Consider the following 22,569-nt stretch of genomic DNA (forward strand, 5'->3'; position numbering starts at 1 on the left):
CCATGTCCGGCTCCTACAGCGCTCAGCCTGGTCATCTCTACGGCATCGGACTCGGCCCCGGCGACGCAGGTCTCATTACACTTCGCGGTGCCGACATCATCCGCACAGCCGATGTCATCGCCTACCATGCCGGAACTCACGGACGTTCCACGGCGCGTTTAATCGCGGCCGAACTGATTGACGCGCGTGACGACGCTGCCGTGGAAGAGCAATTGCAATACCCGGTGACCACCGGGCGCCCGGCCGACTACCGCGAGCAGCTCGCCGGTTTCTATGCAGAGGCCACTGCTCGCCTGCACAAGCACTTGGCCGAGGGACGAAGTGTTGCAGTGCTGTCGCTCGGTGACCCGATGCTCTATAGCTCGTACCAGCATCTGCATCACGCCCTCAGTGAGGACTTCCCCACTGAGATTGTCCCTGGCGTGGCCAGCATTACTGCGGCGGCAGCAGAGATTGGCCAGCCGCTCGGCGAGGCTACCGAAATCGTCAGCGTTGTCCCAGCCACTGCAGATTCCGAGCGCATCGCTGCGGTTCTTGATGCCTCAGACTGTGTAGTCATTATGAAGCTGGGGAAAAACGTTGAGAAGGTTCGTACAGCGTTGCAGGCCGCGGGCATGCTCGAGCGCGCCTATGTTGTCGAGCGAGCAACCATGAGTGAGCGCACCAGCTACCCGCTGGCCGACGCTGACCCGGAGAAAGTTCCGTACTTTGCAGTAGCCATCGTGCCTTCCGCTGTCTACGGCACTGAACGGAGTGTTTCTGGGGTTCCTAATGCGCCAGCTGATGATGCAGCGACCGGTGCAGGCACCGATACAGCAACTGAGTCGGCCACCTCAGCGGTCGGTGAAGTCGTAGTTGTCGGCCTGGGCCCGGGTGCTGAACGCTGGACTACCCCAGAAGTTACCGAGGAACTGGCTCAGGCGACAGATTTGGTGGGCTACTCCACCTACATCAACCGAGTTCCTGAGCGCGCCGGTCAGCGCCGCCACCTCTCTGACAACCGCGTTGAGGCAGAGCGAGCCACTATGGCGCTGGATATTGCCAAGCGCGGCGGACGCGTCGCGGTGGTCAGCTCCGGTGACCCTGGAGTCTTCGCCATGGCGGCCGCAGTGTTGGAAGTCGCTGACGATGATATGTGGCGAGACATTCCCGTACGAGTCGTGCCCGGCATGACTGCGGCTCAGGCTGTCGCAAGTCGGGTGGGCGCTCCCCTTGGCCATGACTTTGCGATGCTCAGTCTCTCCGACAGGTTGAAGCCCTGGGAAGTCGTCGTTAAGCGAGTGCGTGCCGTAGCCGGAGCAGACATGGCGTTTGCTGTCTACAACCCGGCGTCCAAATCGCGGAGATGGCAGATCCGAGAGCTACGTGCATTGGCCATGGAGTACCGCGAACCAACAACGCCGGTAATTGTGGCGCGGGCAGTCGGCTCGGAGCAGGAAAACGTCACCGTGACCACGTTGGCGGAGTTCGATCCGGACGTCGTCGATATGCGAACAATGGTGATTATCGGTTCGTCGTCGACGAAGGCGTATCGTGCCGGCAAGACCACTCGGGTCTACACCGCACGTCACTACGGTGAGGGCGGCACGAGTGGAACTGGCGGGTTGCTGCGTTAGTTTTGGGGTTTTCCAGCGCACATTGTCGCTATTAAATACCGGAGCGTGAATTGAAAGGAAGATTATTTACGCTGGCCGCGGCAATTTGAAAAGTGATATTGCTGAATCGAGATTTAGTGTTCAGTTGCAAATATGGTTCGTTTGGCCCAAATGCCTACCACTTTTGTCTACCCCTTTCTTGGCGGAGATTGCTTATTTAATCGGATGATATTTCTGAGCATAGCTCATTTACAGTGTTATGCTCGGGGCGATCACCGACATAAAAGGAGGTTTAGGTGATAGGGAAAAAAAGTTCTTTTATTGGAATCTGCCCTTATTTTAGCGGGTATCATCTTTTCACCCGTTGCTAGCGCTGAGGAATCTGCACGTCCCGTGGCAGCTCAGGCTGAATCACTTTATAGGGCGATTGATGAAGGTCGCCTTTCGATGGCGGAGTTGGATAACCACCAAAAAAGCCTTCTGCGAGCCTATACAACTCCGGGTGAGTTGATTGTAAAACGATTGCCACAGCCGTCGAATCTTTCAACGAAGCTTTTTGCGCAGGGCGGGGCTGACTACTGCCGAAAGGATGGTGCCCGGTTTGAGCAAAAGGCTGTTATGGGTAACACCCTATACACTTACTGGCAGACTGTTGAAATCTGCGGAACCCCAGGTAAAAAGATTAAGAATGTCAAAGTTCTTGATCACGGTGGGGAAACCAGTACTCCTACATGGTCGTATAGGGGTTCGGCCTCGAATCCAGCTTCGTATGCTGTAGGGGCAGGTTGGTTCGTGCGAACTTCGGAGAACTTTGAGCAGTCCATTGTGGTTGACGGCATTGGGGCAGGTCAAAGGACGGTCTGTATCTCAGCGACTATTCGACCATCTGGAGAATATAATGCAAGCGAAAGGTGCTAATAATAAAAGAGTGCCGGGATTGATTGACTGGGGATTTCAGATTCTTGCAGTCATTCTTTTTGTGGCGGGGGTCTATATCGCGTTTCCAATTCCATTTCTAACTGGAATTTATGGTCTGTTCGAGGCCAAAAAAGCCGAGGATGAATATCGTCGACGATGGATTACTTTCACATTAATTTCTGTTATCCTGACAATCGCTATGTTTATCGCATGGCTGATATTGAGTCCTTCTGGTGGAATCGAGCAGGTCCCCACTGAGCAAACAGAGTGGCAGCCTGTGCGGTAAGTTAGTTCACACCAGAATTAGCCGCTATGCCCGGCGGATGACGGCGTTGTACGCCTCATCCACCGTTGTGGCGACGGTGGCGATATCCGCGCCGGGCAGCTGTGGACGCTGCACGATAACGACTGGCTTTTTCAGGTCTCGAGCTGCCTCAATCTTGGCGTAGGTAGCGGCGCCACCGGAGTTTTTGGTCACCACGCAGTCCACGGCGTAATCCCGCATGAGCTTGCGCTCCGCTGCGACATCGTAAGGCCCACGGCTGAGAATAATCTTCCGATTCTTGGGCAACGGCGGCGCGGGCTGTTCCACGCAGCGAATGAGGTAACGGCCGTTGGAGTCATCGGCAAATGGGGCAAGCTGCTGACGGCCAATAGTGAGAAACGGGCTGTAGAAACGGTCGGCAACAACGTCCGCGGCCTCCTGCATGGAGGACACCTCAATCCAGTTGTCGCCGGGCTGCCTCTCCCACGCAGGGCGATGCAGCGCCACGAGCGGAAGACCGGTGGCGCGGGCAGCTTCAGCGGCAGATTCGCTGATTCGCTCCGCATAAGGATGCGTGGCGTCGATGATGACTTCGGTGGCATCGGAGATCAGCCATCGAGTCAGTCCTGCGGGACCGCCAAAACCACCGATGCGGACATTGCCGACGGGCAGCTTGGGGTTGGATACGCGACCGGCCAGTGAGGAGGTGACAAACCAGCCCTCGCCCACTAGGCGCTTGGCCAGGGCGCGAGCCTCAGCAGTTCCACCCAGAATTAGTGCACGCATGGAATGGTCCGTCCGTGTTCATCGCGCGGGCGATCATCGCTGTAGAGGTAGCTATCCGGGAACGCCTCGGCGGTTAGTACCTTGCCGACAATGATGACCGCTGTACGAGTCACACCTGCATCCTTGACCTGCTGCGCAATATCAGAGAGCGTGCCACGGAGAATAACCTGTTCCGGACGGGATGCGAAAGCTACCACTGCCACCGGGCCGTGCTCACCATAATGCGGGGTGAGCTCCTCAACCACACGGTCAATATCGTGGGCGGCCAAGTGAATGCACAGGGTCGCGCCCGTGCGACCGAAGTTCTCCAAGGTTTCGCCCTCCGGCATCTTGGAAGCGCGCCCGGAGATACGAGTCAGCACCACTGACTGACCAACGGTTGGCACCGTGAGCTCGTGGCCCAGAGCGGCCGCCGCCGCGGAAAATGCCGGCACACCCGGAACGATTTCGTAGTCAATGCCGAGCTCGCTGAGACGACGAACCTGCTCTGCCAGCGCCGACCACACCGACGGGTCACCGGACTGCAGGCGTGCGACATCCTTGCCCGCCGCATGTGCCGCCTGAATGGTCTCGATGATGGTATCCAGCGGCATACGCGCGGTATTGATAATCTCTGCGCCCTCGGGGCAGTTTTCCAGCACCTCAGGCGGGACAATCGATCCCGCGTAAAGACACACTGGGCAGGAACGAATAAGCCGGTCCGCGCGCAGCGTCAGCAAATCCGCTGCCCCCGGGCCTGCACCGATGAAATACACAGTCATTGTGAGTTACAGAGTCCTCAATATTTTCTAGACAGAGATATTACGTCTATGGTAGCGCAGGCGCTACTGGCTTCTCCGCCACCCACTGCACCACCGGCAACGCAGGGCGCCACGCAGTGAAACTGCCGACTGCACCTGCGCGCTCCACGGAAAGCCGGGTGACATCCCCGCCATAGTCGCGACGCGCCTGCCACAGCAAAGCCTCCGACTCCAGCGTCACGGTGTTTGCGACGATGATGCCACCCGGGGCAAGGCGTTGCCAACAGGTTTCAATCATTCCGTCAGCAGTGAGACCTCCGCCGATGAAAATGGCATCTGGGCGAAGATTCGAGTCAGCCAAAACCCCCGGCGCTGCGCCGTGGTGGACGGTCACATTGCCAGACAGAGCCGCCACATTCTTAGCAATTCGCTCTGCACGAACAGCATCGCGCTCGAAAATTTCCGCACGTCCGCCGTGCCGAGCCCACTCAATGCCAATCGACCCCGTGCCACCGCCGACATCCCACAGCAGAGCTCCCGGCCGCGGATCCAATGCAGCGACCGTCATTTGGCGAATCGGCGCCTTCGTCAGCTGACCATCCGAATCAAAGTCACCGTCGCGCAGCCAGCCGCGCGCGCTTCCCGACGGCTCCACCGCCAGCACCGTGAGGTTGCCAGCTGGAACTGGTGGGTTCGCCACCGTGCCTGCGGCAACGGACTCCGGCAGCCCTGTAGCTTCCGTGCCGCCGAGATTGGTCAGCGCGGTGAGCTTGGTGTCTGGGCGGTCGGCTAAAACCGTAGCGACCTCTTTCACTGAGTCCGCGTTTCGGCACAGCACCAGGAAGGGCCGTAGTGAATCCGCTACCGGTACCACACGCGCGGCTCCAGGTAGCCCCGGCTCCCCTGTCACCAGCGAAATCACCGGAGTGTCATGCAAGGGCCAGCCGAGGTAGGCGCAGGCCAATGAGGCCGACGACGGTGCTGGAATAACTTCCACGCCACCGCGGCCGATCTCGCGGACCAGGGACGCGCCGACACCGTGGAACATTGGATCGCCACTGGCCAGGATGACATCGACTGCGGGGTCAATATCTGCCAGGGTGGCCTGCCAGTCCTTCCAGAAGCCACTGGGCCAAGGAGTGAGATCGGCGTCCAGGTTGACGTCGGCAAGCAAATGGAGCTGACGGGGAGAGCCAATGATGCGGCGTGCCGACGACAGCGCCTCGACTGCGCGGGCAGATAGACCCTCGTAACCGTCACAGCCAATGCCGACGACGCGAAGTTTCTGGCTCATCGGGGCATCTTCCGCCAAATCCAGCGCGGAGTCAGATGTGTGGCACGGGCGAGCAACGCCAGTTTCCGTGGCACCCAGACATGGGGCTTCCGGCCATCGAAGGCGGTGACGGCGGCCTCAGCGACCTCGGCGGGGCGCGAAGACATCGGCGCCGGCTTCATGCCTTCGGTCATGCGGCCGATGACGAAGCCCGGCCGGACGATTGTCAGCTGAATATGGCTGCCGTGCAGGCGGTCCTGCATGCCTTGGAGGAAACCGTCGAGGCCGGCCTTCGCCGAACCGTAGACATAGTTGGCGCGGCGCACGCGGGCGCCTGCGATAGAGGAAAAGGCCATGATGCGGCCCGCGACCTTGTCGCGCACAGGCAGTTTGCCGGCGGCGATGTCGGACTCCATGCGCGCGACAATCTCGGTGAGAATCGATGCCTGAGCCGTGAAGTCGGTGTGAATGACCGCCGCCGCAGCCTCCCCGGACTCTTCACACTTCCGCTGATCACCGAGGATGCCGAACGCGACAATCACCGTGTCGATGGGACCGTGCTGCCAGGCGTGCTCGACGAACTGGCGGTGTGCGGCGATGTCATCGGCATCAAAGTGGATGCGGTGCACCGCGACGGCACCGGAGTCGATGAGCCGACCGGCAATGCCGTCGAGCGCCTCAGTGCGGCGCGCAGCGAGCGTGAAGGTGTTGTGGTTGGCCAGTCGCGCGGCAACTTCCCCGCCGATTTCGCTGGTGGCACCAAGAACGAGTACGTGTCCCATGCGCTAGAAAATACCTTTCCTCTAAACCTCGATTAGACGGTAATTAAATCGTGCGGACCGTTATTGACCGATTCTCCGCCGTCTTCGGTGACAACGATGATGTCTTCCAGCCGCATACCGAACTCACCCGGCAGGTACACACCCGGCTCCACCGAAAACGCCATGCCAGGCTCGAGCTTGAGCTCATTGCCAGCCATAATGAACGGCTCTTCATGGGTGGACAGGCCAATGCCATGACCAGTGCGGTGGATGAAGTACTCGCCGTAGCCCGCAGCGGTGAGGCTATTGCGCGCAATCGCATCGATCTCTGCAGCCGTTATACCGGGGCGCACCGCCGCCACGGCAGCTTCCTGCGCCTTGCGCAGAGCCGTCCACGCTGCAGCTTCCTTCTCCCCCGGCTTGCCGACGACATAGGTGCGCGTGCAATCGGAGTGGTAGCCAAGCGGCAAGGTGCCTCCGATATCGACGACCACCACGTCGCCTTCCTCGATGACGCGGTCGGAGAAATCGTGGTGCGGATTCGCGCCATTTTCAGCGGAGCCGACAATGACGAAGTCAATGGCGACGTGCCCCTCCTCCAGGATGGCAGCCGAGATCTCGTCGGCGACCTCGCGCTCAGTGCGACCTGCGCGCAGCATGCCCGGCACACGAGCGTGAACGCGGTCAATAGCGGCGCCGGCCTCGCGCAGCTGTTCAATCTCAGCGGCGTCCTTGCGCATGAACAGTTCCTTCAGAAGGTCTCCGGCCAACACAGTTTTAGCTCTGGTGAGATCCTGAATGGGAATCAAGTGGTCAGCGGTCAAAGAGGCTCCCACTGCGAGGGTGCCCACGTGGCCCACCAAGTCGGCGACAATGCGGTGCGGATTCTCTCCGTCTTCCCACAACACCACATCGGCGTTGAGATCACCGATAGCGCACAGCGGCAGATCCCCGCGCTCCACGGCGGGCAGTACCAACGTGGTGGTGCCGGATGCAGTGACCACCAGCGCGGTCAGGCGTTCATGCGAAGTGACCGCAGAACCAATGAGATACTGCAGGTCAGCGCCGGTTCCAAAGACTGCAGCGTCCGCATCGCGGCTGCGGAGTAGCTCCGCAGTGCGATCCAGACGCTGCTGATAGATGTCAAAGCTAAAGATACCGTTGCTCATAGTTGCCAACTGTACCCGTCGGCCTGTGCCCGTCGCCGGTTGAGTGGCCTCGGGGCGACGAGGCTTCGGCTGACCAACGTAACCGGCAACTAATTGTTCAGCGCCACTACGCCCCTGCGAATTGCCTGAATAGCCTCGGCGGACTTGTCGCGAATGTCCGTGGAGTAGCCCGTCTTCTTGATCTGCTGCAGCAGGTCAATGACCTGACGGCACCAGCGGACAAAGTCACCTGGAGTCAGCTCCGCGCCACTCTCGGCGGCGGCTTGCAGGCAGTACCCCAGCGGTGCACCCGCAGTCCACTGATGAATTGCCGTAGCAAAAGCCATATCCGGCAAGTCCGTTACCGGCAGCCGGTAACGGCGCTCATCCTCCGACAGTTCCTCCCAGATGCGGTAGGTGTTCCCCAGCGCCTTGGCCAGCGGCTCGGTAGGCACCTCGTCACTGCCTTGACTGGCCTTGCGGTTTTCAAAGACCAAGCTCGACACCGCACCGGCCAGTTCCGCGGGGTCCAGGTCATCCCAAATACCGCGGCGCAGACACGTGGCCACCAGCAAATCCGAGCCGTTGTGAATCTGCGCCAGCCGCAGGCCTTCCTCGGTAATTGTCGGCTCCGCGCCCTCCCGCCATTCCACGTAGTCCATTTGTGTTAGCAACTGCAGCATGCGGTCGAATGTGCGCGCCAATGTATCCGAGGCGGAATCGACGCGCTTTTGCAGCTTGGCCACATGCGCCTCGGCCTGCCGCAGCGTATCGGCGTGACGAGCCATCGTCTCCACCGCAGGATCGCCATGTAGCGGATGCTCGCGCAGCTCCTGGCGCAACTTCCTCACCGCCGGCGAGTTGCCACCAGTGCGACGCTTCAGCCTCTTTGGTCCCTTTAGCCCCTTGCGGCCAATCTCTGCGCGCACAATTCCGAGCGCACGTCGCGGATGCCGGTCCGCATCCCGAGGCAGCTTAATCGCGCCGACCGTCTGCGGCGCCGCTGGGAAGATATGCGGCTCCACACGCCCCACGAACCCGCCGACACTGATGACACCGGGACGTGGATTCGACTTCGAATGGTCCTCTCGGTACACCACCGCCAACTGCACCTTCTTACCCTTCGGCAGCGGAATAACCTCGCCTCGACGGAGTCTGCGCAGCGCGGTCACTGTTTCCGTATGGCGGTCTTCAATATTGCGGCGCTTGGCGTTCTTCTCCTCCTGGGTCAGCTTCGCGCGCAGATCCAGGTATTCAAGCATCTGGGTTAGGCGCTCGTCGTCACGCGAACTGCCTTCCTCGCTTGACGACGACCCCTCAGCCTCCGCCCCTTCAGCGTGCGCATCGGCTCCCCTGCCGAGCAATTCCGCACGCAGGGCCGCGGCTTCCTGCTTGGCCTTGGACAGTTCGGCGGCGACTCCGACAATGTCGCCATCCGCCTGGAACTGGGCGAATGAGCGCTCCATGACGCGCTTCGAGCCTTCGTAACCGAGCGTCTGCAGGAGGTTGACGCTCATGTTGTAGCTCGGCGCGAAGGTGGAAATCAGCGGGTATGTGCGCGTAGATGCCAGCCCTGCGACAGCCTTCGGATCCATTGCCGGGGCCCACTGCACCACTGCATTGCCGACAGTGTCGATACCGCGGCGGCCAGCGCGACCGGTCATCTGCGTGTACTGACCCGGCGTGAGATCCACATGTGCTTCGCCGTTGAACTTGACCAGCTTCTCCAGCACGACCGTGCGGGCAGGCATGTTGATGCCCAGCGCAAGCGTCTCGGTGGCGAAGACAACCTTGACCAGGCCTTCGTTAAAGAGCTCTTCCACAATGTGCCGGAACGCAGGCAGCATGCCCGCATGGTGCGCCGCAAAACCACGGATGAGAATGCGGCGCCAGCGCAGGAAACCGAGAACCTGCAGATCTTCCTTCGGAATGTGTGCAACACCGTCATCGATAATCTTGGCGATGCGCTCCTGCTCATCCCGGTCAGTGAGCTCTGCGCGCGTAGCACCGACCTGCGCCAGCGCGCCTTCGCAGCCCGCGCGGGAGAAGATGAAAACGATCGCGGGCAGCATGTTCATGGAGCCGAGCATGCGGATAACATCGCCGCGCTTCGGCGGGCGGAACTTGCGCTGCCCCTTATCGCCCCAGCTATACGAGCGTCCACCGCCCTTGTGCTTTTTGTACTGGTAGCGCTCCCTGGCCCCAGCGTCGCCGTAGCCGAACTCGGCACGACGGCACGCCTCCAACAGGTCCTGATTGACCTTGTCCGACTTCGCCTCGAAAAGCGGATAGAGCCGGTTTCCCACCAGCATGTGCTGATGCAGCGGAACCGGGCGCAGATCCGTGACAATGACGTCCGTGTGCCCGCGCACCGTGGACAGCCAGCGGCCGAACTCCTCGGAGTTGGACACCGTCGCGGACAAACCGATGACGGCCACGGACTGGTCGAGGTTCAAAATAACCTCTTCCCAGACAGCGCCGCGCTCGCGGTCTGCGAGGTAGTGAATCTCGTCCATCACCACATGCGTGAGCCTCTTCAGCGTCGGCGAGTCCGCATAAATCATGTTGCGCAGCACCTCGGTGGTCATCACCACGATGTCCGCGTCGCCATTAATAGAAGTGTCGCCAGTGAGCAGGCCTACGCGGTCCTCGCCGTAGTCCTCGATTAGGTCGTGGTACTTCTGGTTGCTCAACGCCTTGATAGGTGTGGTGTAAAAGCACTTGCCACCGCGCTCAAGAGCTGCATAAATAGCGAATTCGCCAACAATGGTCTTGCCCGCACCGGTGGGTGCACAGACGACAACGCCCCGCCCTGCCTCAATTGATTGGCAGGCGCGGAGCTGAAAGTCGTCAAGATCGAAATCCTGTTGGCTGACGAAATCGCCGAGAAGAGTCATGCCTCTAGAGTGTCATAAACCGCGCTAGAGAACATCATCAAAGTCGCTCGTCGGACGATTTCGCAAGTCCTGCGTCGGCATCGGAGTCTCCGGAATCATGCCCTGTGGCCGTGGTGGACGCGAATTGCGAGTAGGACGCATCTGGGATGCCCGCGTCGGCGTCGGCGCGTTCACTGGCGTGGGGCCAGAGACCGGAGAGGTCGTCGGGGCCGCTGATGCCGTCGGCATGCCGCCCGGCTGAATCGACGTCGGCGCACTTACTGAAGTCGGGGCGTCAATGCCGCCCACATCACCGATACCGCCGGCGGAGCCAATCGGGCCGGACGCTGTAATGGGTCCGGAGCCTTGCTCGTCATCGACGTCCAACCAATCAGGTCGCTCATTTGCTTTACGACGGTCATGGAGACGACAAATCTGGATTGCGATTTCCACCAGCAACGTCAGTGCCGTTGCCATTGCGACCATGGATATTGGTTCCTGCCCCGGAGTCATGAAGGCCGCAAAGATGAACAGCGACATAATGATGATGCTGCGCTTGTCCTTGATGCTCTCGTAGGTAACGACACCGGCCATGTTCAGCATGACCAGGAAAAGCGGAACCTCAAAGCTCACGCCAAAGCAGACGATGAGCGCCAAGAGGAAACCGAAGTATTGCGAACCGGTGAGTGCAGAAATTTGCGTCTCTTCACCAATCTGGAGCAAGAACTCCAGACCGATGGCGACAACGTAGTAGGCCAGGACGGAACCCATGACAAACAGCAGCGCGGCGGCAGTCACAACTCTGCGCGTGGTGCGGCGTTCCTTCCGAACCAAGCCGGGAGTGATGTAGGCCCAAATCTGGTAGAGCCACCATGGCGACGACATCACCAGACCGGCCAGCGCACCGACCTTCAGACGCAGCATGAACATTTCAAACGGACTGGTCGCCAGCAGACGACACTCCGCGCCCTCACCGCCGCCGAGACGCATCTCGGGTGGAAGCTGACAGTACGGATCCTTGAGCAACTCACCCAGGGACTTAAAGTGCACAGGGCCAACATTGACCGAGGTAAGCGGTATGCGGAACTGACCAATGGTAAAGGCTGTCTGATACCAGATAAAGCCCACAACAGTGCCAACGGCAATACCAGCGAGGGCGAGAACGAGGCGACGCCGGAGCTCTTGAATGTGCTCGACAATAGTCATCACGCCCTCGGGATTGCGCCTACGCTGGCGCTTCCGAGGACGTGATGTGGATGTAGCTGAAGTCACGCTTCAACCGGCCTTCTACTACTGCTGCGGCTGGCCAGGGTTGTTCTGGCCAGGCTGCGGCTGGTACGGCTGCTGCGGCTGAGCCTGCGGTGCCGGCTGCTGGTACTGCTGCTGCGGCTGGTACGGCTGCTGTGGCTGGGCTTGCGGAGCCTGCTGAATTGCAGCCTGCTCCTGGTGCTCGTCATCGTTGCGCATTTCCTTGACTTCGGACTTGAAGATACGCATGGAGCGGCCGAGCGAACGTGCGGCATCCGGCAACTTCTTTGCACCAAAGAGCAAGACAAGAACGACCAGGATAATGATGATTTCCCAGGGACCTAGGTTCGGCATCCGCTTAGAGACCTTTCGAATGAATACAAATACAAGTGGCAAGTTGCCACATCGTGCGCGATTAAAGCTTTGATTTAAGCCTTGTCGTTTCGACCATACTCTGCCAAAGCTTCGCGGGCTCGCGCAACAACGGCGTTTTTCAATTTTAAGGGCTCAGCGACCGTTACGCTCGGTGAACGGCGGAGCACAAAGGAGACTGTTGCGGCCAAGTCGGACATCGGCACGTCAGCGACATATTCCGACTGCCCTAAGCCTTGGTCAGAGACCAGTTCGGTATCCTCTTCTTCTCCCTCATCTTCGGTAAAGAAGACCGGTTCATAGTCTGCGATCCAGGTGGCGTCGGCGTCGATAAGCACACTTGCCCATTCGGACGTTCCCGTTTCCGCACCAAAGGCGTGGGGATCACGGATATCGAAAGGCTCGGGGCGGTGGAAACCGGCGGGAGTGTCGAGGACCTCGGCGGCCTCCAGGCGGTCGACGCGGAAGCTCTTCTGGCGACGGTCTTCCTGCGCACGGTCCACAGCGCGGAGGTACGTCGTGGATTCAACTGTATAAACGTTGACACAGTCAAGCTCACGGACTGTAATCTGCCCTGAGGCATTCCGGTAGCGCACCTTCAACACCTTGCGCTGATGCAGCGCGGAATAAATCTGCTCAGAAAAGGAAAAGGCCTTGCCATTTTCCGCAGCGGTCGAGTCAATGATGGGGACGTTTATTCCCAGAGCACTGCGTAGTTTTGTCGCGGCCGTCTGCGCGGCCTCGGAGGAAGTGGTGGCTGCGGAGTCCTCGATGGTTTCCAGGATGAGCAGCAAGGTCGCGGTTTCTTCGGCTGTGAGCGCACGTGGCTGGCTGAGCACCCTTGCCTGAGGCCGAATGCGGACATCAAAGCTGTTGCGGTAATCAACTTCAAAAGCCCGCACTCCGAGGAGTCCCGGCTGGTCGATGTCGGCAATCTGCTCCACGATTGCCCGAATTCGGGCAAAAGGTATGGCCAGCTCGGTAGCGGCCTCTGTCATTGAACGGTGCTGCGAAAAGTACGGTACGACCGCCAACAACTCGTCGACGCTGACACCTGCGTCCAGTTCCCGGGCTGCATGCACTGTCATTAGTTGCCCTCCAAAGCGTTCTTCGCACCATTCAATCCGCCATGGCGAGCGAGTACCTGCTCCAACCGAGCAATAATCTCCGACCGTGCCTCTTCAGGTGATTCCACAATCAAATCCGGTGCGTAACTCAAACCTGTGGACACAATCTCACTCACAGGTGCCGCTGGCAACTCGTAGCGCCCATCCCCCAACGCGGTCGCTTTCATCACCACATCAGCGCAGGTATTCGGAGCGATACGAACAACCGCCTGATAGGTCTTGCCACCGCGGTGCAACATGTTTTCCGCAATCTGTTGCAAGTCACCATCGGGCATTGGCTGGGTCGCCGACGTCCCTGTATCCGACACATCGCGGATACGGCTGAGCCGGAACATACGCGCCGCCTCACGCTGCGAATCAAAGCCCAACACATAAAAGCGCCCGCGCAGGTTAATCAGACCCCACGGCTCCAGCATGCGCAGTTCATCATCCACGCCGTACTGGCGGGAGTACCACATCTCCACCGTCCGGCGCGGCGAGGTCATTGCAGTCAGCAGTGTGCTGAAATCCACTCGACTCATATCCACCGCATCGGCCACCACCACCGACTCATCCGGCTTCGCAATGGCGCTGCGCTGCGCAAACGATGCGAGCTTCCGCCACGCCGCCACAGCCGTCGAGCTCAGCTCCTCCGAACCAAACGCCGCATTCGCCGCCTGGAAAACCACCGAAGCCTCCGCTTCAGTGAACTCGGGGTCGTGCTGGGTCCACCGTAGTCTGTTCAGGCGCAGACGCTTGACCTTATCGCCCGCGCTTGACGACGAAACCTCCACCGGGACCCCGGCTGCCAGGAGCGCCGCGGTGTCCGCACGTAAATAACGAGCCCGGGAATCCTCGGAAACACGGGAGTAACCCTCGACATGTTTGGAGATCCACGACTCGCTGACCCACCCGGTGTCGTCGGCAAGCGCCAACAGCAGCTGAACCTGGCGTTGGGTCTCACTGATCGCAGCGGATCCGGGGTTTTCCGATACCGGTGAGACAGACACGACTGTGGGGCTCCTTTTCCTGGGGCAGTTTCCGGGGACGGAACTAGTTATTCGAATCCGTATCCGAGGTCTTCTTCGCGGCCGTCAGAATCTCGATCATCTCATTGACCTCATCGTTTTCCGTGGCAAAGGGGTCGCCGAGCATAGTGGAGATGGGATCGTCGCCGGAGATTTTCAGGTGTGTCCAGTCCACTACGGTCTTCAAACTGGAGTCTTCGGCTGCAACGAGGAAATCACCGCGCAGCTTCGCACGAGTAGTTGGCGGTGCGATGCGGACCGCCTCAGCGACCTGCTCATCGGTAATCCACCGCGAGGCAATACCACGGGCTTCCAGCGCGCGGAAGATGCCTCGGCCGGGACGGATGTCGTGGTAGGCCAAGTCGATTTGATGAAGCTTGGGGTCCTCCAGCGTTAGACCGCGGTCCAGGTAGCGCTTCATGAGCGAGTACTTAATGGCCCAGTCAATGTCGTGCTCAATGAGAGACCAGTCACCGGTTTCCACGGCATCGAGCGCGCGACCCCACAGCTCGACAATGCGGCTCATTTCTTCGTTGGACGTGCCGGCACCGGCAATGCCCTTGTCCTCGTTGACCATGTTTTCTTCGCGGACCTTCAGCCACTCCGTCGCAGCGTCCAGGAACTCGCGTTGAATCTGCAGTGCGGTGGCAGTTTCGCCACTTCGCAGTGGAATCTCGGCCTTGCCGGTCATATCGCGGCTCACCGCACGGATGGACTTGATTTCGTTGGCGACTTCGAAGTCCGGCAACTTCACGCCGGCTTCAATCATCTCCAGTACCAGCTGAGTGGAGCCAATTTTGAGCGCAGTCGTCGTCTCACTCATGTTGGAGTCGCCCACGATGACGTGCAAGCGGCGGAATCGGTTGGAGTCCGCGTGTGGCTCATCGCGAGTGTTAATAATCGGCCGGGAGCGCGTCGTTGCACTGGAGACGCCCTCCCACACATGATCCGCGCGCTGCGAGAAGCAGTACTGAATCGGATCGTTGTGATACGGCGAGGTTGGGTACGGCAGGAAAATCTTCCCCGCGCCACAGATGAGCTGTCGCGTAACCAAGAAAGGTAGCAGCAGCTTGGACAGGGACTTCAGTCCCAGTTCACGTCCAACCAGGTAGTTTTCGTGACAACCGTAGGAGTTACCGACGGTATCAACGTTGTTCTTCAGCAGGTAGACCTTGCCACCGATGCCCTCGTCGGCAAGCTCTGCTTCAGCCTTTTCAGCGAGTTCATTCAAGATGACCTCGCCCGAGCGGTCGTACGCTACCAGCTGCGAGACCGAATCGCACTCAGCGGTAGCGTACTCCGGGTGGCTTCCGACATCGAGGTACATACGACCAGCATTGGGGGTGAAAATGTTGGTTGCCCCGTACTTAGCGATCACCGGGCGGAACATGTAGCGGGCAATCTCATCCGGTCCCAGACGGCGCGAGCCATCCAGCGTCAGAGTGATGCCGAACTCGGTCTCAATACCGGTGATGCGTCGGGTCAACGCCTGTGCCGGTACCGGTGTCGGCGTTGCTTCCGGCTCCTGCTGCCCTACCTGCTGGTCAGTCACTTTTTACTGGCCACCCTTCTGGACATACGAACGCACGAACTCCTCGGCGTTGTTCTCCAGCAGACCATCAATTTCATCCAGCAGGTCGTCAGCAGCTGCAACGTGCTCCTGAGCCTGACCGCCGCCAGCGACCTCGCCGAACTCTTCCTCGTCGCCTCCGCCGGAACCGCCGCCGAAAACCTGAGTGTTACCAGCCATGATATTGCTCCTTAAAAATGAACTTTTGAGTATTACTGCTCTATTACTGCACTATGTGTGCCTATTGTTCGCGGATAGCCCCGAGAGTACGCAGATGCTCAACCACCTTGGCCACTGTCTCCGCAGACTCCAACACGTCACCGCATTCTGCGGCAGTGAAACGGTCAACTTCATCCAGCGTAATGTAGGCCAGCGTAATTCCAGGCGACTCCACGTCACGAGTGCTCCGATACACCCCCGCGGTGTCCACCACCAAGCTGGTCCAACTGCCCGCGACGACATCCTTGCCAAAGCGGCGCAGAATGCCACCGCGTACATACGCACGCGTAGACTCCGGTGCGTATTCAACCGCTCGGTCGACTTCTTCCTCGGTCACGAGTGTGCGCATCGAACCGCGGCGCACCAGCGCATGGTACAGCCCACGAGCAGGGTCAATATCCGAGTACTGAATATCAATCAACGCCAACTTCGGGTGGTCCCAGCCCGCGCCCAGGCGGGTACGCAGGCCCTCCATGAGGTTGTATTTCGCCACCCAATCCAGCAGATGGGCTGCCTTGCGGGGGTCGTCGGAAAGCACGTCGAGCACTTCACGCCAGAGCTTGACGACGTCGCCCTGCTGGTCGTAGCTCTCCACGCGACGCAGGTACTCGTACTGCATTTCCACTGCGGACATCCACGTGACATGGTCTGCCAGCTGCAGCTTCTCGGTGCAAGTCAAGTCTCGGGAGACCTTATGGACGGCCTCGACGGGGTTGCGGAGCTGCAGGTCGTCGAAACGCACGCCGTCCTCGATGGCGTCGATGACCAAACCTGTGGTGCCCAGCTTGAGGAAGGTGGCGACCTCGCTCATGTTGGCATCCCCGATGATGACGTGCAGGCGGCGGAAGCGATCGGAGTCGGCGTGTGGTTCATCGCGGGTGTTGATGATGCCGCGGTTCAAAGTGGTCTCCAGCGAGACCTCAGTCTCGATGTAGTCCGCGCGCTGCGAAATCTGGAAACCCGACTCCTGCCCCGTCTGCCCCAGACCTACGCGACCAGCGCCCGTGAATACCTGGCGGGTGACGAAAAATGGCGTCAGACCGGCGACAATGTCATCGAACTCGGTTTCCCGGGAGAAAAGGTAGTTCTCGTGGGCGCCATACGAGGCACCCTTGCCATCGACATTGTTGCGGTAGAGCTTGAGCACCGGGCCGGGGTTGCCTTCGGCATCGGTGGCTTCTGCGGCAAGCTGAGCTGCCCGCAGCATAATCTTGTCACCTGCGCGGTCAGCGATAACCGCTTCGCGGGCAGTTGCCGTTTCCGGTGAGGAGTACTCCGGGTGCGCGTGATCGACGTAGAAGCGAGCACCATTTTGCACCAGCAGGTTTGCAGCGCCGACGGCGTTCGGGTCCACGATCGGTGGCTGGTGGTAACGCCGCAGGTCGAAGCCACGACTGTCGCGCAGTGGCGACTCTGGTGCGTAATCCCAGCGGATGCGCCCCGACAGGCTCTCCTCCTGCTCATGCGCGAAAGCCAGCACGGCCTGCGTGGAGGTGAGAATTGGGCTGACATCGGGGTTGTCTGGGCTGGAAATGCCGTACTCAATCTCCGTGCCGAAGAAGCGGTTCGGCTGTGCAGAACTGGCGGCGGAATTAGCCATGGCGAATCACCTCAACCGAGGCAACGCGCGCCGCTGGACGACCGGAGATGCGAGCCCACTCATCCGGGTTCGAGGTGTTCGGCAGGTCCTCGTTCTGCGCGAACTCCTCCGCCACTGCGGACAGCAGGTGATCCAGGCTAATACCAGCCTCGCCGCCAGCGATAACCGACTTGATGGCGGACTTCTTCGCACGGTCGACGATGTTGGAAATCATCGCGCCGGAGTTGAAATCGCGGTAGTACATAACCTCGCTGGTGCCATCTGCATAGCGAATTCGCACGTACTCGTTTTCTACTGTCTTGGCGTACATCCGCTCAACAACCTGGTCAATGAGGTGTGCGACATTCTGCTCCACCCCACCGCGCGCTTCCACCTCGGCTGCGTTGTACGGCAGCTCAGGGGGCAAGTACTTGCGGAAGATATCCTTCGCCGCAGCCTCATTCGGGCGCTCAATGCGGATTTTCACATCCAGGCGTCCCGGGCGCAGAATTGCTGGGTCAATCATCTCCTCGCGGTTGGTGGCACCAATCACGATGACGTTTTCCAGCCCCTCCACACCGTCAAGTTCACTGAGCAGCTGCGGAACCACAGTGTTCTCCATATCCGAGGAGATGCCCGAACCACGAGTGCGGAAAATCGAGTCCATCTCATCGAAGAAGACAATAACCGGCTTGCCATCCTCAGCAATGTCGCGAGCGCGGTCAAAAATCAGGCGAATCTGACGCTCCGTCTCACCCACGAACTTGTTCAGCAGCTCCGGGCCCTTGACATTCAAGAAGTACGACTGCGCCCGCTGCGCCTCCGACTCGGTTTTACCTCGGGATAGCGCAATCTTGCGAGCCAACGAATTAGCCACAGCCTTGGCAATCAGCGTCTTACCATTGCCGGGAGGGCCGTAGAGCAGCACACCCTTCGGAGGACGCAGGTTGTATTGCTCAAACAGTTCTGGCTGCAGGAACGGCATCTCCACGGCGTCGTGAATCTGCTCAATCTGACTGTCCAAACCACCGATATCCGTGTAGGTGACATCCGGTACCTCTTCCAGCACCAGGTTTTCCACCTCGGACTTCGGAATGACCTCAAACGCATAGCCCGACTTGCGGTCAATCATCACCGAGTCCCCCGGCTTCGGCGACAAGTCCCCAGCCAGAGACACCACGAATTCCTCACCGTGAGTATCCGAGGCCAGAATGCGCTCCCGATCCGGCAGCACCTCACGAACATTGGCGATATCGCCGCTCTCCGGATAACCGCAGTCCTCCACGATTATCGAGCCCTCATTCAGGCGCACCTGCGCGCCCGGCCGAAGCGCCCGCTCGTTAATCTCCGGCTGCACCCTCAGTCGCATCCGGCGGTTTCCGGTAAACACCTCTGCGGTGCTCTTCTCCGGTCCCGGCTTAAGGAAAATACCGTACGTGCTAGGCGGCTCCAGCATGTCCTCCATGTCTTGGCGCAGTAGCTCTAGCTTGTTACGGGAGTCCCGCAACAGCTCAACCAGGCGATTATTTCGAATGCCGAGGTTGTAGTTCTTCTGCTCTAGATCACGGATTTTGTCAGACGGCGTTGTCATGTACCCCAGATTACCCATTGGGTCCGCCGCTGTTGTCGCTTGGTCGATTTAGACCGTATGTCGTATCACGCTTTACGACGGCTACACCTCCCAGCGCGAAGCGGCGGTCTTACAGCTTCTTTTGATTTCGTCGCTGTGGACGCGGAGGCACCGTGCCGTCGGCAAGCCTGCGTGCCCACACCAGGAACGCGGTATGCGCCTGCATACGGTGCGCCGGGCGGACGGAGAGATCCTGAACATTCCAGTCGCGGACCAGGGATTCCCAGGCGCGTGGTTCGGTGAAGCACTTCTGCGCGCGGATGCCTTCCATGACCTTCATTAGCTGCGGAACGGTGGCGACATAGACCATGAGCACGCCGCCCGGTTGGAGCACCTTCGAAACGGTGTCCAGGCATTCCCACGGAGCGAGCATGTCCAGAATGACTCGGTCGACCGGGCCGCCGAGCGACTCGACGGAGGCCTCGTTGAGATCGCCCAGGCGCAAGTCCCAGTTGTCGGGCTTGTGACCCATGAAGTCGACAACGTTGCGTTCCGCGTGCTCGATGTGATCCTCGCGGACCTCGTAGGAAATAAGCTGCCCGTCAGCGCCGATGGCGCGGAGCAGGTTGAGGCTGAGCGCGCCGGAGCCAGCGCCGGCCTCCAACACGCGCGCACCTGGGAAGATGTCGCCCTCGACGATGATCTGTGCAGCATCCTTCGGGTAAATCACCGCAGCACCGCGCGGCATGGACAGGACGTAATCGACCAGCAAGTGACGCATGGCCAGGTAGACGGTGCCTTCGCTGGAGGTGACGGTGGTGCCTTCCTTGGCGCCGATGAGGTCGTCGTGGAGGATGGTGCCGCGGTGAGTGAAGAACTTGCCACCCTCCTCGAGGATGACGGTGAAGTGGCGATTCTTCGAGTCAGTCAGCTGGACTCGGTCGCCGACTTGGAATGGTCCGCTCAATGCCATAGGTGTGTGGGCTCCTTTTGGGGTTTGGTTGGGTCGGGTCATGTCGGGTTGGGTCTGGTTCGGTTTGGTTGGGTCGGGTCATGTCGGGTGCAGCCAAATCCGGGCGGTACTCTAACCTGGCTAGTATGCCCGACAATGCCCAAAGTTCTAAGTCAGCAGTTCAACCTTCCCGCCGCTCTAAGTTGGCGCTGTCGCCGTCGAGAGCTAATGACTACCGCCAGTGCCCGCTGAAGTACCGGTTCCGTGCGATTGACAAGATTCCGGAGCCGTCGACTGTCGCGCAGGTCAAGGGCACGTTGGTGCATGCTGTGCTCGAACAGATGCATGCCTGGCCCCGTGAAGAACGCACTTACCCCGCAGCGGTGAAACGGCTGAAGCCGACCTGGGAGGACATGCGTGCAAAGGACGAGGAACTGATTGAGCTAGTTCCGGAGGATGATTACTACGACTTCCTGGTCGAATGCCGCGGCCTGCTCAAGGGGTATTTCATGATGGAAAACCCCATGGGCTTCGATGCGGCCGAGATGGAAAAGTTCGTTCAGCTGGTTATCGATCCGGATGCGGATCAGACTGTGCCATTGTCAGTGCCACTTCGTGGTTTTATCGACCGCGTCGATATTGCCCCGACCGGTGAGGTCCGGATTGTCGACTACAAGACGGGCAAGAAGCCCTCTCCTCGCTTCCAGGATGAGGCGCTCTTCCAGATGCGGTTTTACGCGCTGGTGTGGTGGCGGCTCACCGGTCGTATCCCGGAACAGCTGCGGTTGATGTACCTGAAGGTTGCCGATGACCTGGTGCTCAGCCCCACCTCGGCGGAATTAGAGGCCTTCCAAGCGGAGATTGCCGACTTGTGGTCGGCGATCGTGCGCGACGGTGAAAACGGTGACTTTGTGCCGAAGAAGTCCAAACTCTGCGGATGGTGTTCTTTCCAGGAGCTGTGCCCTGCCTATGGCGGGGTCACCCCGGAGTACCCCGGTTGGCCGGGTGCTGTCGGCGATGGTGGCGCTGAGTAAAAGCTGCGGATGGCGGTGGCTCTCGCGGCGATGTTAGCTTTCGCGGGGTGCCGCCGTCGGCGGTAACGGTGCCAGTAAAAGTTACTGACTAGGTTTATGACAGGTGAATGGAATTCACAGCTTCGATTTTGTCATAAACCTAGTCAGTTTCTCTATGCGGTGTTTTAGGTAGTCCCCCACTACAGCAGTGCGCTGCCGAAGGCGAATCCGAACGCGACGGACAGGGCAATACATAAGGTTCCTGGGATGATGAACGAGTGGTTAAACACGTATTTGCCAATTCGGGTTGTGCCAGTGTCGTCCATCTCCACCGCGGCAAGGAGCGTCGGGTAAGTAGGCAGTACGAATAGCGCGGAAGTCGCTGCGAAGGAAGCAATCGCAGTGATGGGAGAAACTCCCACCGCGAGTGCAGCGGGCATGATGGCCTTTGCCGTGGCCGCCTGCGAGTACAGCAATGCGGCCGCGAAGAAGAGCACGATTGCCAGCATCCACGGCATTGTGGTCAGTAGGCTGCCGGACGCGGCCTTAATGTCGTCGATGTAGTGGTTGATAATTGTGGTTCCCAGCCACGCCACACCGAGAACGCAGACGCTGGCGGACATGCCCGATTTGAACACCGGTGTGTTCAAAATGGTTGCCGCGTCCAACTTGCAGGCCAGCACGATAACGGTGGCGGCGGTCAACATGATTGACATGATTGCCTCGTTTCGTGGGAGCGTGGGATCAGCGATGAGGCCGACCTGTTCAGTGCTGATGGTCGCATAGACCATCACCGCGAGAATCGAGAGTAGGAAAACCGCCACGGACCACTTGGCCGACTTGGTTGGCACGTATTCGCTCATCTGGCCACGTGGCTTGGAGACTAACCCCTTTTCCAAGCGGCTTTGATACTCCGGATCGTCGTCAAGCTCTTTGCCTAGGTGATTCGTGACAAAGGCGGTCGGAAGGATGGCGAGGAACGTCGAAGGAATGACAATCGCCAGGAGTGTGAGATAACCAACGCCGCGGGGTTCCATGAGCGAAGCCATGAGCACCACAGCCGCTGAGATGGGTGATGCCGTAATCGCCAACTGAGATGCGATGACCGCCACGGACAGCGGACGGGACGGGCGAACGCCTCCCTCCTTGGATACTTCGGCGATAACTGGGAGGGTGGAAAATGCGGTGTGGCCGGTGCCGGCGAGCAGTGTCATCAGGTAGGTGACAACCGGGGCCCAGTAGGTGATGTGTCGCGGATTCTTGCGCAGCAACCGTTCGGCAATGTGGACGAGATAGTCCATGCCTCCGGCCTTCTGCATAGCGGCAATTGCCGCGATTACCGACATAATGATGCCGATGACATCGAACGGAATGTCGTCTTTGGTGACCGGAACCCCGGTGATGCCCAGCGCCAAAACGCCCAGCCCACCGGCGAACCCGATAGCAATTGAACCAAGACGCGCGCCAAGGAGGATCGCTGCTAGAACGATAGAGATTTGGACGGCAACTAACATGTGTATCTCCGAAAAGTCACTCGTTAGACTTGTTGC

The 22,569-nt window shown here is 59.6% G+C and carries 20 protein-coding genes; 4 read left to right on the plus strand and 16 right to left on the minus strand.

Going from position 1 to position 22,569, the window contains the following annotated elements; all coding sequences use genetic code 11:
* The first annotated feature begins 2 nt into the window (after positions 1-2).
* The 3 genes from cobJ (at position 3) to HMPREF2878_RS06365 (ending at position 2,799) form a co-directional block, all read left to right on the plus strand.
* On the plus strand, positions 3-1,616 hold the full coding sequence (gene cobJ, locus HMPREF2878_RS06360; RefSeq protein WP_070653057.1) for a precorrin-3B C(17)-methyltransferase: 1,614 nt from the start codon (positions 3-5) through the stop codon (positions 1,614-1,616).
* Between the two features lie 372 nt (positions 1,617-1,988).
* Positions 1,989-2,513 (plus strand): hypothetical protein, encoded by a 525-nt coding sequence (locus tag HMPREF2878_RS11170; protein WP_141753118.1) that lies wholly within the window; start codon positions 1,989-1,991, stop codon positions 2,511-2,513.
* Positions 2,494-2,799 (plus strand): hypothetical protein, encoded by a 306-nt coding sequence (locus HMPREF2878_RS06365; protein ID WP_070653059.1) that lies wholly within the window; start codon positions 2,494-2,496, stop codon positions 2,797-2,799. Before HMPREF2878_RS11170 ends, HMPREF2878_RS06365 begins: the two co-directional genes overlap by 20 nt.
* A 24-nt stretch (positions 2,800-2,823) precedes the next feature.
* Here the strand turns inward: HMPREF2878_RS06365 and HMPREF2878_RS06370 are convergent, their stop codons facing one another.
* From HMPREF2878_RS06370 to HMPREF2878_RS06440, 15 genes are all read right to left on the minus strand, one after another.
* On the minus strand, positions 2,824-3,564 hold the full coding sequence (locus HMPREF2878_RS06370; RefSeq protein ID WP_070653061.1) for a cobalt-precorrin-6A reductase: 741 nt from the start codon (positions 3,562-3,564) through the stop codon (positions 2,824-2,826).
* Positions 3,552-4,325: a precorrin-4 C(11)-methyltransferase gene (gene cobM / locus HMPREF2878_RS06375; RefSeq protein ID WP_005510735.1), complete on the minus strand. Its 774-nt coding sequence runs from the start codon at positions 4,323-4,325 to the stop codon at positions 3,552-3,554. Before cobM ends, HMPREF2878_RS06370 begins: the two co-directional genes overlap by 13 nt.
* Positions 4,326-4,371: 46 nt before the next feature.
* Positions 4,372-5,598: a bifunctional cobalt-precorrin-7 (C(5))-methyltransferase/cobalt-precorrin-6B (C(15))-methyltransferase gene (locus tag HMPREF2878_RS06380; protein ID WP_070653064.1), complete on the minus strand. Its 1,227-nt coding sequence runs from the start codon at positions 5,596-5,598 to the stop codon at positions 4,372-4,374.
* On the minus strand, positions 5,595-6,359 hold the full coding sequence (locus tag HMPREF2878_RS06385; protein ID WP_070653066.1) for an SDR family NAD(P)-dependent oxidoreductase: 765 nt from the start codon (positions 6,357-6,359) through the stop codon (positions 5,595-5,597). Before HMPREF2878_RS06385 ends, HMPREF2878_RS06380 begins: the two co-directional genes overlap by 4 nt.
* A 32-nt stretch (positions 6,360-6,391) precedes the next feature.
* Positions 6,392-7,507 carry a M24 family metallopeptidase gene (locus HMPREF2878_RS06390; RefSeq protein ID WP_070429701.1) on the minus strand — a complete coding sequence of 372 codons (1,116 nt, stop codon included), beginning with the start codon at positions 7,505-7,507 and terminating at the stop codon, positions 6,392-6,394.
* Positions 7,508-7,596: 89 nt separating this feature from the next.
* Complete coding sequence (locus HMPREF2878_RS06395) at positions 7,597-10,383, minus strand: DEAD/DEAH box helicase (RefSeq protein ID WP_070653068.1); 2,787 nt, start codon at positions 10,381-10,383, stop codon at positions 7,597-7,599.
* 24 nt (positions 10,384-10,407) lie between these two features.
* Entirely contained in the window at positions 10,408-11,634 is a 1,227-nt protein-coding gene (gene tatC, locus HMPREF2878_RS06400) for a twin-arginine translocase subunit TatC (RefSeq protein WP_065421716.1), read from the minus strand.
* Between the two features lie 18 nt (positions 11,635-11,652).
* On the minus strand, positions 11,653-11,964 hold the full coding sequence (tatA, locus tag HMPREF2878_RS06405; RefSeq protein WP_048734080.1) for a Sec-independent protein translocase subunit TatA: 312 nt from the start codon (positions 11,962-11,964) through the stop codon (positions 11,653-11,655).
* A 74-nt stretch (positions 11,965-12,038) separates the two neighbouring features.
* A complete protein-coding gene (locus tag HMPREF2878_RS06410) occupies positions 12,039-13,070 on the minus strand; it encodes a helix-turn-helix transcriptional regulator (protein ID WP_070653070.1) in 1,032 nt (343 codons plus the stop codon).
* The gene (locus HMPREF2878_RS06415; RefSeq protein WP_070653072.1) at positions 13,070-14,098 is read right to left on the minus strand and encodes a helix-turn-helix transcriptional regulator; all 1,029 of its coding nucleotides are present in this window, start codon (positions 14,096-14,098) and stop codon (positions 13,070-13,072) included. The genes HMPREF2878_RS06410 and HMPREF2878_RS06415 overlap by 1 nt, the downstream gene beginning before the upstream one ends.
* A 43-nt stretch (positions 14,099-14,141) precedes the next feature.
* The gene (gene pafA, locus HMPREF2878_RS06420; RefSeq protein ID WP_049189969.1) at positions 14,142-15,602 is read right to left on the minus strand and encodes a Pup--protein ligase; all 1,461 of its coding nucleotides are present in this window, start codon (positions 15,600-15,602) and stop codon (positions 14,142-14,144) included.
* A 69-nt stretch (positions 15,603-15,671) separates the two neighbouring features.
* Complete coding sequence (locus HMPREF2878_RS06425; protein WP_005510795.1) at positions 15,672-15,866, minus strand: ubiquitin-like protein Pup; 195 nt, start codon at positions 15,864-15,866, stop codon at positions 15,672-15,674.
* A gap of 61 nt (positions 15,867-15,927) precedes the next feature.
* Positions 15,928-17,505, minus strand: a complete 1,578-nt coding sequence (dop, locus tag HMPREF2878_RS06430; RefSeq protein ID WP_070437457.1) for a depupylase/deamidase Dop — start codon at positions 17,503-17,505, stop codon at positions 15,928-15,930.
* Positions 17,498-19,075, minus strand: a complete 1,578-nt coding sequence (arc, locus tag HMPREF2878_RS06435; protein WP_224783747.1) for a proteasome ATPase — start codon at positions 19,073-19,075, stop codon at positions 17,498-17,500. Before arc ends, dop begins: the two co-directional genes overlap by 8 nt.
* 109 nt (positions 19,076-19,184) lie before the next feature.
* Positions 19,185-20,027, minus strand: a complete 843-nt coding sequence (locus HMPREF2878_RS06440; protein WP_049170556.1) for a tRNA (adenine-N1)-methyltransferase — start codon at positions 20,025-20,027, stop codon at positions 19,185-19,187.
* Between the two features lie 125 nt (positions 20,028-20,152).
* On the opposite strand from HMPREF2878_RS06440, the gene HMPREF2878_RS06445 reads away from it, so the two are divergent.
* Entirely contained in the window at positions 20,153-21,040 is an 888-nt protein-coding gene (locus tag HMPREF2878_RS06445) for a RecB family exonuclease (protein ID WP_070567070.1), read from the plus strand.
* A gap of 179 nt (positions 21,041-21,219) precedes the next feature.
* On the opposite strand, the gene HMPREF2878_RS06450 is transcribed toward HMPREF2878_RS06445, so the two are convergent.
* On the minus strand, positions 21,220-22,533 hold the full coding sequence (locus tag HMPREF2878_RS06450) for an anaerobic C4-dicarboxylate transporter (RefSeq protein WP_070429706.1): 1,314 nt from the start codon (positions 22,531-22,533) through the stop codon (positions 21,220-21,222).
* Positions 22,534-22,569 lie beyond the last annotated feature (36 nt).

The sequence above is a fragment of the Corynebacterium sp. HMSC065H09 genome (genome assembly GCF_001812845.1).
GTDB classification, from domain to species: Bacteria; Actinomycetota; Actinomycetes; order Mycobacteriales; family Mycobacteriaceae; genus Corynebacterium; species Corynebacterium jeikeium_D.

Bases quoted from the DNA above. Each gene is read 5' to 3' on its own strand.
- tatA (WP_048734080.1), bottom strand. From the start codon at position 11,964: ATGCCGAACCTAGGTCCCTGGGAAATCATCATTATCCTGGTCGTTCTT.
- HMPREF2878_RS06380 (WP_070653064.1), bottom strand. From the start codon at position 5,598: ATGAGCCAGAAACTTCGCGTCGTCGGCATTGGCTGTGACGGTTACGAG.
- HMPREF2878_RS06440 (WP_049170556.1), bottom strand. From the start codon at position 20,027: ATGGCATTGAGCGGACCATTCCAAGTCGGCGACCGAGTCCAGCTGACT.
- HMPREF2878_RS06425 (WP_005510795.1), bottom strand. From the start codon at position 15,866: ATGGCTGGTAACACTCAGGTTTTCGGCGGCGGTTCCGGCGGAGGCGAC.
- HMPREF2878_RS06445 (WP_070567070.1), top strand. From the start codon at position 20,153: ATGCCCGACAATGCCCAAAGTTCTAAGTCAGCAGTTCAACCTTCCCGC.
- HMPREF2878_RS06370 (WP_070653061.1), bottom strand. From the start codon at position 3,564: ATGCGTGCACTAATTCTGGGTGGAACTGCTGAGGCTCGCGCCCTGGCC.
- HMPREF2878_RS06385 (WP_070653066.1), bottom strand. From the start codon at position 6,359: ATGGGACACGTACTCGTTCTTGGTGCCACCAGCGAAATCGGCGGGGAA.
- cobJ (WP_070653057.1), top strand. From the start codon at position 3: ATGTCCGGCTCCTACAGCGCTCAGCCTGGTCATCTCTACGGCATCGGA.
- HMPREF2878_RS06450 (WP_070429706.1), bottom strand. From the start codon at position 22,533: ATGTTAGTTGCCGTCCAAATCTCTATCGTTCTAGCAGCGATCCTCCTT.
- HMPREF2878_RS06390 (WP_070429701.1), bottom strand. From the start codon at position 7,507: ATGAGCAACGGTATCTTTAGCTTTGACATCTATCAGCAGCGTCTGGAT.
- HMPREF2878_RS06410 (WP_070653070.1), bottom strand. From the start codon at position 13,070: ATGACAGTGCATGCAGCCCGGGAACTGGACGCAGGTGTCAGCGTCGAC.
- cobM (WP_005510735.1), bottom strand. From the start codon at position 4,325: ATGACTGTGTATTTCATCGGTGCAGGCCCGGGGGCAGCGGATTTGCTG.
- arc (WP_224783747.1), bottom strand. From the start codon at position 19,075: ATGACAACGCCGTCTGACAAAATCCGTGATCTAGAGCAGAAGAACTAC.
- HMPREF2878_RS06365 (WP_070653059.1), top strand. From the start codon at position 2,494: ATGCAAGCGAAAGGTGCTAATAATAAAAGAGTGCCGGGATTGATTGAC.
- dop (WP_070437457.1), bottom strand. From the start codon at position 17,505: ATGGCTAATTCCGCCGCCAGTTCTGCACAGCCGAACCGCTTCTTCGGC.
- HMPREF2878_RS06395 (WP_070653068.1), bottom strand. From the start codon at position 10,383: ATGACTCTTCTCGGCGATTTCGTCAGCCAACAGGATTTCGATCTTGAC.